General features: G+C 67.7%; 10 protein-coding genes. 4 read left to right on the top strand and 6 right to left on the bottom strand.

Annotation, left to right across the window (positions count from 1 at the left end; all coding sequences use genetic code 11):
• Positions 1-49 precede the first annotated feature (49 nt).
• Genes RXV88_RS14750 through RXV88_RS14735 form a run of 4 tightly spaced genes read right to left on the bottom strand, consistent with a single transcriptional unit; the run spans position 50 to position 4,855 of the window.
• Positions 50-1,102: a C4-dicarboxylate TRAP transporter substrate-binding protein gene (locus RXV88_RS14750; protein WP_316294189.1), complete on the bottom strand. Its 1,053-nt coding sequence runs from the start codon at positions 1,100-1,102 to the stop codon at positions 50-52.
• A 44-nt stretch (positions 1,103-1,146) separates the two neighbouring features.
• Positions 1,147-3,528: a xanthine dehydrogenase family protein molybdopterin-binding subunit gene (locus RXV88_RS14745; RefSeq protein WP_316294187.1), complete on the bottom strand. Its 2,382-nt coding sequence runs from the start codon at positions 3,526-3,528 to the stop codon at positions 1,147-1,149.
• A complete protein-coding gene (locus RXV88_RS14740) occupies positions 3,525-4,025 on the bottom strand; it encodes a (2Fe-2S)-binding protein (RefSeq protein ID WP_316294184.1) in 501 nt (166 codons plus the stop codon). The genes RXV88_RS14745 and RXV88_RS14740 overlap by 4 nt, the downstream gene beginning before the upstream one ends.
• The gene (locus tag RXV88_RS14735; protein ID WP_316294182.1) at positions 4,022-4,855 is read right to left on the bottom strand and encodes a xanthine dehydrogenase family protein subunit M; all 834 of its coding nucleotides are present in this window, start codon (positions 4,853-4,855) and stop codon (positions 4,022-4,024) included. Before RXV88_RS14735 ends, RXV88_RS14740 begins: the two co-directional genes overlap by 4 nt.
• A 125-nt stretch (positions 4,856-4,980) precedes the next feature.
• On the opposite strand from RXV88_RS14735, the gene RXV88_RS14730 reads away from it, so the two are divergent.
• Complete coding sequence (locus RXV88_RS14730) at positions 4,981-5,625, top strand: TetR/AcrR family transcriptional regulator (protein ID WP_316294180.1); 645 nt, start codon at positions 4,981-4,983, stop codon at positions 5,623-5,625.
• A 144-nt stretch (positions 5,626-5,769) separates the two neighbouring features.
• Here RXV88_RS14730 and RXV88_RS14725 read toward each other — a convergent pair whose 3' ends face one another.
• The gene (locus RXV88_RS14725; RefSeq protein ID WP_316294178.1) at positions 5,770-6,366 is read right to left on the bottom strand and encodes a GntR family transcriptional regulator; all 597 of its coding nucleotides are present in this window, start codon (positions 6,364-6,366) and stop codon (positions 5,770-5,772) included.
• A gap of 326 nt (positions 6,367-6,692) precedes the next feature.
• On the opposite strand from RXV88_RS14725, the gene RXV88_RS14720 reads away from it, so the two are divergent.
• Entirely contained in the window at positions 6,693-7,988 is a 1,296-nt protein-coding gene (locus RXV88_RS14720; RefSeq protein WP_316294176.1) for an NAD(P)H-dependent oxidoreductase, read from the top strand.
• 374 nt (positions 7,989-8,362) lie between these two features.
• Here RXV88_RS14720 and RXV88_RS14715 read toward each other — a convergent pair whose 3' ends face one another.
• A complete protein-coding gene (locus RXV88_RS14715) occupies positions 8,363-9,073 on the bottom strand; it encodes a GntR family transcriptional regulator (RefSeq protein WP_316294174.1) in 711 nt (236 codons plus the stop codon).
• A 226-nt stretch (positions 9,074-9,299) separates the two neighbouring features.
• Here RXV88_RS14715 and RXV88_RS14710 point away from each other — a divergent pair, with 226 nt between their 5' ends.
• Positions 9,300-10,283 carry an ABC transporter ATP-binding protein gene (locus tag RXV88_RS14710; RefSeq protein ID WP_316294172.1) on the top strand — a complete coding sequence of 328 codons (984 nt, stop codon included), beginning with the start codon at positions 9,300-9,302 and terminating at the stop codon, positions 10,281-10,283.
• Positions 10,284-10,338: 55 nt separating this feature from the next.
• Positions 10,339-11,604: a PotD/PotF family extracellular solute-binding protein gene (locus tag RXV88_RS14705; RefSeq protein ID WP_316294302.1), complete on the top strand. Its 1,266-nt coding sequence runs from the start codon at positions 10,339-10,341 to the stop codon at positions 11,602-11,604.
• Positions 11,605-11,769: the final 165 nt, after the last annotated feature.

The raw sequence follows: 11,769 nt of genomic DNA, 5'->3' as shown, positions 1-11,769 counted from the left end.
CCGCCCGGGCCGGAAGGGGCCGGGCGGGCGCTGTTTCATACCACGGGTCTCAGAGACCTTCGTCCCAATTCCGCAGCGGCGTCGCCCCGCGTTCGCGCAGCGCGTTGAAATAGGCCTTGAGCACGGTCTTGCCCGCCTCGCCGGTCTGTTCCAGCCAGGGCTCGATGATGTTGGGCAGACCGTTCACCCACTTGGCCTTTTCCTCGTCGGGCAGCTGGTGGATGGTCAGGCCGGCCGCCTGCATCTCGTCCAGCGCGCGCGCCGCCAGATCGCCCACGTAATCGCCATGCGCGATCGAGGTCGCCCGCGCGGCCTCTTTCATCGCCGCCTGCACCGGTGCGGGCAGGCCTTCGTAGAAGTCCTTGTTGGCCGCGATGCCGCCGAAATACATCGATCCGATGCCGACGCGGGTCAGTTCCGGGGCCACCTCGTAGACGCGGGTGGGCAGGATGCCCGAGGCAAACGACAGCGTGCCCTCGGTCACGCCGGTCTGGATGTTGGTGTAATAGGTGGTCAGCGCCCCGTCGACCGGAGTCGCGCCGGTTTCCTGCAGCCAGTTGGCCGAGGTGCCCGGCGCGTTCAGCTTGCGGTTCTGCAGATCGGCCATCGAGCTGACCGGGAAGGTGGCGTAGATGTCGTAGCTGTCGGTGATGAGCGAGCTGAGATGCACCATGCCGTTCTCGGCCCAGCTGTCGCGCAGCTCGGGCAGGCTGTCGGACAGCTCGTCGAAGATCTCGATGATCATGCGGTGGTCTTCGGTTGCGAAAGGCGTGAAGTAGGTCACGTTCTGCAGCGGCATGTTGGCGCCTTCCCAGACCGTGCCGACCATGCCGACGTCGACGATGCCGTCCATCACCGCCTCACGGGTGTCGGTGAACTTGTAAAGCGTGCCGGCATAGCTTTCGACCCAGTTGACCTGGTACTCGTTCCCAGCCTCGGCGAGAATGCGGTTCACCTCGGGCTGGAAGGTGTTCTTCATCGCGTAGACCCAGATGTTGGCCTCGGGATGCGACGATCCGATGTTGACGGTGATCGTCTGCTGGGCCCAGGCCGCGCCGCCCGCCAGGACGGCCGCCGCCGTCGTCAGTGCTGTAAGTTTCATGTTTTCCTCCCTGTGGATGCGCCCTCCCCCGGGCGCGAAGTGGTTCAGTCTTCGATCTTCCCCAGCGCGCGCAGGATGCGCTCGGGGGTAAAGGGCATTTCGGTAACCTGCCCGCTCAAGGGGCGCAGCGCGTCGTTGATGGCGTTCATCACAGCCGCCGGCGCACCGGCGGTGCCCGCCTCGCCCGCGCCCTTGGCGCCCAGCTCGCTTTCGCCGGTGGGCGTTTCGACGTGGCCGATGATCATGTCCGGCATCTCGGCCGCCATCGGCACCAGGTAATCGGCCATCGACCCGTTCAGCAGCTGGCCGTCCTCGTCATAGTGGATTTCTTCGTAAAGCGCGCCGCCGAGCCCCTGCACGATGCCGCCGCGGATCTGTTCGTCCACCAGCTGCGGGTTGATCACCCGCCCGCAATCCTCGACGCACCAATGCTTGAGCAGCGTCACCACGCCGGTGTCGGTATCGACCTCGAGATACGAGGCCTGCACGCCGTTGGTGAAGGCGAAAGGATAGTCCATGGTGATGAAGTGCCGCGTCTGCACCAGCTCGCGCGGCAGCTCCTTGGGCAACGTGTCGCCGCGGAAATAGACGATACGGCCCAGTTCCTCCAAAGGCATGCGCTCTTCGCCGGTGTCGGTGTCGACCACCTGCCCGTCGCGGATATCGAGCGACGAAGGATCCGCCTGAAGCATGGCCCCCGCCACCTCGAGGATCGAGCCGCGCAAGGCCCGTGCGGCCTGCAACGCCGCCTCGCCGCCGATGCCCGCCCCGCGCGAGGCCCAGGTGCCGCCGCCATACGGCGTGACCTGCGTGTCGCCGGTGATGACGCGCACCTTGGCGGGCTCGACGCCGACGCCCTCGGCCACGACCTGGCTCAGCATCGCCTCGGTGCCCTGGCCCTGCTCGGTCACACCCGACAGCGCCACGACCGATCCGTCCGGATCCATGCGCACCGTGCAGCCGTCCTGCGCCGAGATGCGCGCGCCGCCGATGCCGTACATGAAGGGCGACGGGTTGGTCAGTTCGATGAAGGACGCGATGCCGATGCCGCGATACTTGCCGCGCTTTCGCGCCTCGGCCTGATCGGCGCGCAGCGCGTCGTAATCCATCAGCTCCATCAGCTTGTCCATCGAGGCGTGATGCGACAGACCTTCGAATTTCATCATCGCGGGCGATGTCACCGGATAGGCATCGTCGGCAAACATGTTGCGCCGCCGGATCTCGACCGGGTCCATACCGATGGCGGCGGCGGCCATGTCCACCAGCCCCTCGGTGATCGCCACGGCGATGGGATGGCCCACCGCGCGGTACTGACAGGTCGGGGTCTTGTTCTGGAAGACCACACTGGTGCGCGCGCGGTAATTGGCGAAATCGTAAGGCCCGCCGCAGAGGTTCACCACCTGATTGCCCTCGATGGCCGAGGTGCGCGGGTAGACCGAATAAGGCCCGATCCCGGTCCAGTCGTCCACGTCGATGGCGAGGATCTTGCCCTCTGCGTCCACCGCAATCGCCGCCTCGATCTCGTGGTCGCGGGCGTGGATATCGGTGGTGAAGCTTTCCAGCCGGTCGGCGATGAACTTGACCGGGCGGCCCATGATCTTGGCGATGGCGGCGGTGGCCACCTCGTCGGGATAAACATGCACCTTGATGCCGTAAGAGCCGCCCACGTCGCCGCAGATCACCCGCACGCGGCTTTCGGGAATGTCGAGATGCTTGGCAAAGACCGTCTGCATCATGTGCGGGGCCTGGGTGGCGTGCCAGGCGGTCATCTGACCCTCGGCCTTGTTCCAGTCCACCAGGATCGAACGCGGCTCGAGCGTGACGCCGGTGTGGCGCGCGGTGCGGAAGGACGCGCGCACGACCTTGTGCGCCCCGGCCATGGCGGCCTCGACATCGCCCTGTTCGTGCAGGCGGCGGAACGCCAGGTTGTCACCCAGATCGGGGTGCATCACCGGCGTATCGGCATCGAGCGAGGTCATCGTGTCGGTCACGGCGGGCAGCGGATCGTAATCCACATCGACCAGCGCAGCACCTTCTTCGGCGGCGGCGCGGGTGGTGGCCACGACGGCGACCACCGGCTCGCCGACCCAGAGCGCGCGATCCACGGCCAGAGGATGCTCGGGCGGCGATTTCAGACCCTTGAGATGGGCCAGCACCGCAACCCAGGGCGTGCAGACCTCGGCCAGATCGGCGCCGGTGAAGATGCGCAGCACACCCTTGACGCCGCGCGCCGCATCGGCGTCGATCCCGGTGATCCTGGCATGGGCGAAGGGCGAGCGGACAAAGGCCACATGCACCATGCGCGGCAGGGTGATGTCGTCGACGTACTGCCCGCGCCCCTCGACCAGCTTGCGCGCGTTGGGGCGCGGCACGGTCTTGCCGATGTAGGAATTGGGCCGGTCGGGATTGCCGAACTGGATGGTCATGCCGCCCCCTTTCCGGCGCGCGCCTGCGCCACCTCTTCGACCGCGTCCACGATGGCCTCGTAGCCCGTGCAGCGGCAGTAATTGCCCGACATATGTTCGCGAATCTCGGCGCGGCTGGGCACCGAGCCGCCGCTCAGCAGCTCTTCGGCGGCGACCAGCATTCCGGGCGTACAGAACCCGCATTGCAGCGCGTTGCGCGCGACGAAGGCGTCCTGCAGATCGGCGATGGCGGCACTGTCGGACAGCCCTTCCAGCGTCCAGACCTCGGCCCCGTCGGCCTGTGCCGCCAGCATCAGGCAGCCGCGCACCGCCGCGCCGTCGACGCGGATCGTGCAGGCGCCGCAGACGCCGTGTTCGCACGAGGCATGCGCGCCCGTCAGCCCCAGCTCGGCGCGCAGGAAATCCACCAGGTGCTGACCGGCGGGCACGCGCGCCTCGACCGGCTCGCCGTTCACCGTCAGCTCGATATCGACCTTGTCGCGGAACATGTCCGTCATGCTGTCTCTCCTTCGATCCGCGCCACTGCGCGGCGCAGCAGAACCCCCGCCAGATGCCGCCGGTAGGCGGCGGAGGCCTGGGTGTCGGAGGGCGGGTCGATTTCGGACTTCAGCGCGGCGACCGCGCCGTCCAGATCGCCCGCGTCGAGCGCCGCCATCGCCCCGGTCGCCAGAACCGGCGTCGCGGCCACCGACAAGAGCGCCACGCGGTGACCCAAAGACCGCTTGACCAGGCACAGCCCCGCCAGCGCGTAATCGCCCGACCGCCGCGCCACTTCCTCAAGCGCCTGGGCTTCGCCGTCTTCGGCCTTGGGCACGGAGATGGCGGTCAGAATCTCGCCCTCGCCGATGGCGGTGGTAAAGAGATCCTCGAAGAAATCCTCGGCCGCGACGTCGCGCGCGCCGTCCGTTCCCTCGACATGCATCACCGCCCCCAGCGCCAGCGCGCAGGCGGGGAATTCGGCCGCCGGATCGGCATGGGCCAGCGCCCCGCCGATGGTGCCGCGGTTGCGGATTGCCGCATGGGCGATGTGGCCCACGGCCTCTGCCAGAAGCGGCGCATGGGCGCGCACCAGCGGATCGGCCCCGACGGCGGCATGGCGCGTCAGCGCGCCGATGCGCAGATGCGTGCCGGTGTCCGTGACACCCGCCAGCTCGTCCAGCCGCGAGATATCGACCAGCAATTCGTCGGTGGAAAGCCGCATGTTCATCGCGGCCACAAGGCTCTGGCCGCCGGCCAGAATGCGCCCCTGCCCCTCCGAGGCCGCCAGCAGGTCGAACGCATGGCGCAGATCCCTGGCGCGGGCGTAGCCGCCCACAGATGCCTTCATGATGTCCCCTCCCCTTGATCCGCACTCTCTTATTGAGCGCTTGATCAATCCTGTTGATCATATGATCTATAAAAGTGAGTCGTTTCAACCCCGAATTTCGGATAGGCACGTCAGCGGAGGCGCAAATGGACGGACGGACCGACAGAGCTCAGACCCCCGCCGAGGACGCCGCGACCCGCCGGCGCCTGCCCCCCGAGGAGCGCCGCCAGCAGATCGTGGACGAGGCCGTTAGGTTCTTTGCCGAGGTCGGGCTGGACGGCAAGACGCGCGATCTGGCCAAGCGGCTGGGCGTCACGCAATCCTTGCTTTTCAACTACTTCGCGACCAAAGACGATCTGATCGAAGCGGTCTACGAGAAGGTCTATCTCGACCGGCTGTCACCGGGCTGGCCGGATCGTCTGACCGACCGCTCGCTGCCGCTGCGGGTGCGGCTGCTGGCGTTCTACACCGAATACAGCGCGCTGATATTCGAGCGGGAATGGATGCGAATCTTCATGTTCTCGGGGCTCGCGGGGGCGGCGCTGAACCATCGCTACCTCAAGCATCTGGGCGAGGTGATTCTGCGCCCGGTGCTGGCAGAGACCGCCGCACTGGCGCGCGGCGCGCGCCAGCCGGACATGGAGGACATCTGGAATCTGCACGGCGGCATCGTCTATGTCGGCATCCGCCAGCACATCTACCGGATGCCGCCGCCCGACGATCCCGACGCCGCCATCGCGCGCGCGGTGGACAAGTATCTCAGCTATTTCGGCATCCGCCCCGAGGATTGATCCCGCCCTCAATGGCGGCACAACACGCCATCACTCGGCGGCGGCATCGCCGAAAAGCGGCGCGGCCTCGCCGCTGTCCAGCGCCTTGGCAAGGGCCGCCTGCGCGCCGGTCACATGCGCGCCCGCCAGGGTGACCGCGCCGTCTTAGTCGCCCGCGACCAGCGCGTCCAGAATGCCCTCGTGCTGCACCCAGGCGGTGTGCCCCCGGCCCACATGGGTCACGATGCCGATCACCACCCGGCGCAGGAACAGCCAGTGCGACTCGGCCTTGGCGGCAATCAGCGGGTTGCCGGAAAGCTGGTAGATCATTGTATGAAAGGCCACGTCGTGGCGCACCATGGCCGCCGCATCGCCGCGCTCGCGGGCGCGCGCGCCCTCCTCCAGGATCGCCGTGCCCTCGCGGCGCAGATGCGCGCCAAAACCGGGTTCCTCTGTGACGCGACCCGCCACCAGCCGTGCCGCCAGCTCATCCAGCACCTGCCGGATCTGGTAGTGATGCCGCATCCCCGCCCGGTCGATGGGCGCCACGTAAAGCCCGCGCTTGCCCTGTTCGACGACCAGACCGTCGCTTTTCAGCAGCAGCATGGCCTGCTGGACCGGTTGCCGCGACACGCCCAGCTTTTCGGCGATATCCTCCTGGACCAGATGGGTCCCGGGTTCGAGCCGGCACTCGCAAATGCTGTCCCGCAGGACATGGTAGACCTGCTCGGAGCGGCTGGGAACACTGGCCAATGGCTGCACGGATACGACTCCTGGGAACGGCGCGTCCGGGATAGGACAGGCAGGGCCTTCGCGCCAGAAAATTATTCCTTTGGGGCGGTCGGGGCCGCGGTTTGCGGGTATTTTCGGCGGTGAGCTTCGGGTCACGCCGCCCAATACGGCCCGGATCGGAGCGGCAACCGGCCCGGCGCGCCTTGCGAAATCCGAATACAGAATTCATAAAAGGCGCCGGAGGAGGCGCGGCGCGGGGGCTGGACGCTGGGGCCGGACAGGTGTGGAGCGCCGCCAGAGCCCAAGACCCGCCCCCGCGCCCGTATCCCCCTTCCCCATAGCCGAAAGGACATCGCATGAACCTCTCTTACCTCGCCGCAGAGGCCGCATCGCGCGGCGCGCCCGTCCGCGCGGGGCTGATCGGCGCGGGCAAGTTCGGGTCGATGTTCCTGTCCCAGGTGCCGACCATCGCGGGGCTCGAGGTGACGGCCATCGCCGATCTCGACCCCGGGCGCGCGCGCAACGCCTGCCGCGCCGTCGGCTGGGACGCCGCCCGGATCGACGCCTGCGCCTATCTCGAGGACGGCAGCGCACTGGCCGCGCGCGACGATGTCGACGTGGTGATCGAGGCGACGGGGCACCCCCGCGCCGGCATCGCCCACGCCCGCGCGGCCTTTGCCGCCGGAAAGCAAATTGTCATGGTCAATGTCGAGGCCGACGTTCTGGCCGGGCCGGTGCTGGCGCAAGAGGCCGAAGCGGCGGGCGTGGTCTATTCCATGGCCTACGGCGACCAGCCCGCGCTGGTGTCGGAAATGGTGGACTGGGCGCGCGCCGCGGGGTTTCACGTCGCCGCCGCCGGGAAAGGCACGAAATACCTGCCGACCTACCATCAGGTCACCCCCGACAACGTCTGGCCGCATTACGGGCTGACACCCGAAGAGGCCGCCAAGGCCGGAATGAACCCGCAGATGTTCAACTCGTTCCTCGACGGCACCAAGAGCGCGATCGAGATGGTCGCCATCGCCAATGCCTGCGGCCTTACCGTGCCGTCCGAGGGGCTGGCCTTCCCACCCTGCGGTGTCGACGATCTGGCCCATGTGCTGCGCCCGCGCGCGGCCGGCGGCCAACTGGAGGGGCGCGGCATGGTCGAGACGGTGTCGTCGCTCGAACGCGACGGACGGCCGGTCTTCCGCGATCTGCGCTGGGGGGTCTATGTGGTGATCGAGGCGCCCAACGACTACGCCGCCGCATGCTTTCGCCAATACGGGCTGCCCACCGACGATACGGGGCGTTTCGCGGCGATGTACAAGCCCTTCCACCTGATCGGGCTCGAGCTGTCGATCTCGGTCCTGAGCGCCGCGCTGCGTGGCGAGCCGACAGGCCGCACCCGGGCGATGCGGGGCACCGTGGCCTCGGTCGCGAAACGCGCGCTGAAGGCGGGCGAAGTGCTCGATGGCGAAGGCGGCTATACCGTCTGGGGCAAGGCGCTGCCGCTCGACCGGGCGGGCGAGGCGCTGCCCATCGGGCTGGCGCATGGCGTAACGCTGCGGCGCGACATCCCCGCCGGTGCGGTGCTGACGCTGGACGATGTCAAGCTCGGCGCGGATCCGGTGGCCGAGCTTTACCGCACAGCACTGGCCACATCGCGCTAGGGTCTGGGCCCGGGACGAGGTGGCTCCAGGCTCCGGCGTCGCGCCGTGCAATCCGTTCCGCCCCGCGCGGCGGCGGACAGGGCTGCGTAGAGAAGCTTCCGTTGGCCGCCACCGTCTTTTGGACCGACATGCCGTGGCGCAGGTCATGGCGGCGCATCGCGATCTCGTCGGGGGGGGCGCCGACATGCCCCGTCTCGTGGGCCGAGGCGGCACCTGCCCGACGCCCGGTTGGTCGCGAGATAGGCCAGAGGATGGCCCGTTCCGCTGCGTCCGGTTTCAGCGGTCTTCGAGGACCGGTGAGGCAAGCGGGGCTTGGCGGATAGCGGACGCTACGAAAGACGCCCGCATCGCACGCGCCCCGCAGCGCCTGCGGATCAGACCTTTAGGATGTCCTGCAGGCTGGTCTGGGCGCGCGGCAGTTCGCGCAGGTCGAGCGCCGCGACGATATCGACCAGGTGGCTTTTCATGAGATCTTCGGCATCGTCCCCGTCGCCCCGGCGGAACGCCTCGAGAAGCGCGCCGTGGGCATGCTTTTCGCACAGCGCGCTCTGGCGCTGCCAGTAGAGCGCGATGATCAGCGACGACCGCGCCACCAACCGTTCGATGAACCCCGCGATGGTCGCCTGGTCGGCGATGCGCGAGATGTCGATGTGGAACTGCCCCGAGAGCCGCAGCGCCTTGCCGTGTTCGGCATTGGCGATGGCGTCGTGTTCGGCGGCGATATGCGCCTCGAGCCGCGCCAGATCCTCGGGCGTCATGCGTTCGGCGGCCGAGCGCGCGGTGCGCGGCTCAAGCAGGGCGCGGGCCTCGAAGACCTCGCGCGCCTCGCGGATCGTGGGCTGCGCGACAAAGGCCCCGCGGTTGCGCCTGAGCTCGACCAGTTCCTCGTGCGACAGCGATTGCAGGGCCGACCGCACCACGGTGCGCGAGACGTTAAAGATGCGGCTCAGCTCGTCCTCGCCCAGCTTGGTGCCGGGCAACAGCCGGTGTTCGTGGATCGCCTGCGACAGCGCCACGACGATATCGGCGCTGGGGCCGCCGACGGTGGGATGGATAAACGAGGGTGTACTGGCACTGCGAGTCATGCCCGCGACATTGGCCGGTCCGCCCCATGCGCACAAGGCATGACAGAATCAAATCCAACATGAGAGTTAATTGTATACATCTATTGTGCGCAACATTCGGGCGCTCCCCCCTCCCGACCGCTCAAATAAACGGCAAAGCGCAAAGAGCGGACCGAGAGGCCCAGTTAGTCGTTGCCTGACGCCCTGCGGAAGCCCCGACTGGTCGCAAGAGCTGCCAGGACGACCGATGACACCTTCCGCCGACCTTGAATTCGTTTCCCTGACGAAACGCTACGGACAGACCGTCGCCGTCGATGCGATCGCGCATCACTTCAAGGCGGGCACCTATGCGTGCCTGCTGGGGCCGTCGGGCTGCGGCAAATCCTCGACCCTGCGCATGATCGCGGGGCACGAGGATGTCAGCGACGGCGCCATCCTGCTGGGCGGGCGGGACATTTCGCACCTGCCGCCAGCCAAACGCGGCACGGCGATGATGTTTCAGAGCTACGCTTTGTTTCCGCATCTGACCGTGCGTGACAACGTGGCCTTCAGCCTCAAGATGGCCGGCACCGACAAGACCGCGCGGCTGAAGCGGGCCGACGAGATGCTCGAGCTGGTGGAGATGACGCGCTATGCCGACCGCAAGCCCGACCAGCTGTCGGGCGGCCAGCAGCAGCGCGTCGCGCTGGCGCGCGCGCTGATCACCCGGCCGCAGGTGCTGTTGCTGGACGAACCGCTGTCGGCGCTCGATCCGTTCCTGCGTATCCGGATGCGGGCCGAACTGAAGCGGCTGCAGCGCGATCTGGGCATAAGTTTCATCCATGTGACCCACGGCCAGGACGAGGCGCTGGCGCTGGCCGACGAGATCATCGTGATGAACGACGCGCGCATCGAACAGGCCGGCCCCGCGCGCGAGGTCTTCAATGCGCCGCGCACCGCCTTCGTCGCGCGCTTCATGGGCGGGCACAACGTGCTGACCCTGCCGCAGGGGCAATTCGCGCTCCGCTCGGACGTCATGAAGGTGACGGCGCCCGACGAGGGCCGCATCGACGGGCGTGTGACCGGCATCGAATATCAGGGCGCGCATGTGGCGCTGACCGCCGTCGTCGCGGGCGACCAGGAGGTGACCGCGCTCTTGCCCGATGCGGCGTTTTTTGCCGACCCGCACGATCTGGGCGAGGTGATCGGCCTCGGCTGGGACGACGCGGCCGCCCACCCCGTCACCGCCTGACATCCAGAACATTCCGGCACAACGAACCCAACAGAGAGGACGAACCATGACCACGATTTCCAAAATTCGCTACAGCCGCCGCGCGCTGCTGAAAACCGGCGGGGCCGCGCTGGCCGCCTCGGCCCTGCCCGCCCCGATGGTCTGGGGCCAGGAAAGCAAGGACATCGTCCTGCGCCAGTTCGGCACCGGCGTGTCGAACCTCAACGAGGTGGCCACCAAGGTGAAGGAAGACCTCGGCATCACGCTGGAAATGACCGCGCTCGACACCGACAGCGTCACCCAGCGCGCGGCCACCCAGCCCGACAGCTTCGACATCGCCGATATCGAGTATTTCGTCTGCAAGAAGGTCTGGCCCACGGGCAACCTGCAGGCGATGGATGCCAGCAAGATCGCGAATTACGACAAGATCGTCGGCATCTTCCGCAACGGCAAGCTGACGCCCGAAAGCGAGATCGCCCAGGGCACCGCGCCGCACACGGTGGGCTTTGTCGAGGGCCCCGGCGGCACCGACTTCGTGGACAACGAAAGCGGCTGGATGACGCTGATCCCGACGATCTACAACGCCGACACGCTGGGCATCCGCCCCGACCTGATCGGCCGCCCCATCGAGTCCTGGACCGAGCTGCTGAACCCCGAGTTCAAGGGCAAGGCCTCGATCCTCGACATCTCGTCGATCGGGATCATGGACATGGCCATGGTCTGCGAGGCGATGGGCGAGATCACCTATGGCGACAAGGGCAACATGACCCGCGAGGAGATCGACAAGACCATCGCGATCTTCACCGAGGCCAAGAAAAACGGCCAGTTCCGCGCCTTCTGGAAGACCTTCGACGAGAGCGTCAACCTGATGGCGTCGGGCGAGGTGGTGATCCAGTCGATGTGGTCGCCCGCCATCACCGCCGTGCGCTCGCGCGGGATCCCCTGCGTCTACCAGCCGCTCAAAGAGGGCTACCGGTCCTGGGGCGGCGGCATCGGGCTGTCGGCCAACCTGTCGGGCATGGAGCTGGATGCGGCCTATGAGTACATCAACTGGTATCTCTCGGGCTGGGTCGGCGGCTTTTTGATGCGGCAGGGCTATTACTCGGCGGTGCCCGAGACCTCGAAGGCATTCATGAGCGAGAACGAGTGGGGCTATTGGTTCGAGGGCAAGGAATCCACCGGCGACATCCTGTCGCCCTTCGGCGACAAGCTGGCCGGCGCGGGCGAAGTGCGCGACGGCGGGTCGTTCTACGACCGGATGGGGGCCGTGGCCTGCTGGAACTCGGTCATGGAAGAGAACCAGTACATGGTCCGCAAGTGGAACGAGTTCATCGCCGCGTGACGTGATGTGTCGGATCGCCTGCGGCGATCCGACCGGGGGGGGGGGGGGGGGGGGGGGGGGGGGGGGGGGGGGGGGGGGGGGGGGGGGGGGGGGGGGGGGGCGGGCGGGGGGGCGGGGGGGGGGGGGGGGGGGGGGGGGGTTGGGTGGGGGGGGGGGTGGGTGGGG

It is taken from the genome of Aestuariicoccus sp. MJ-SS9, assembly GCF_032586235.1.
Classification (GTDB): domain Bacteria; phylum Pseudomonadota; class Alphaproteobacteria; order Rhodobacterales; family Rhodobacteraceae; genus Aestuariicoccus.
This window is presented reverse-complemented; position numbering and strand designations above follow the sequence as displayed.

Bases quoted from the DNA above. Each gene is read 5' to 3' on its own strand.
- RXV88_RS14715 (WP_316294174.1), bottom strand. From the start codon at position 9,073: ATGACTCGCAGTGCCAGTACACCCTCGTTTATCCATCCCACCGTCGGC.
- RXV88_RS14745 (WP_316294187.1), bottom strand. From the start codon at position 3,528: ATGACCATCCAGTTCGGCAATCCCGACCGGCCCAATTCCTACATCGGC.
- RXV88_RS14720 (WP_316294176.1), top strand. From the start codon at position 6,693: ATGAACCTCTCTTACCTCGCCGCAGAGGCCGCATCGCGCGGCGCGCCC.
- RXV88_RS14730 (WP_316294180.1), top strand. From the start codon at position 4,981: ATGGACGGACGGACCGACAGAGCTCAGACCCCCGCCGAGGACGCCGCG.
- RXV88_RS14740 (WP_316294184.1), bottom strand. From the start codon at position 4,025: ATGACGGACATGTTCCGCGACAAGGTCGATATCGAGCTGACGGTGAAC.
- RXV88_RS14735 (WP_316294182.1), bottom strand. From the start codon at position 4,855: ATGAAGGCATCTGTGGGCGGCTACGCCCGCGCCAGGGATCTGCGCCAT.
- RXV88_RS14710 (WP_316294172.1), top strand. From the start codon at position 9,300: ATGACACCTTCCGCCGACCTTGAATTCGTTTCCCTGACGAAACGCTAC.
- RXV88_RS14750 (WP_316294189.1), bottom strand. From the start codon at position 1,102: ATGAAACTTACAGCACTGACGACGGCGGCGGCCGTCCTGGCGGGCGGC.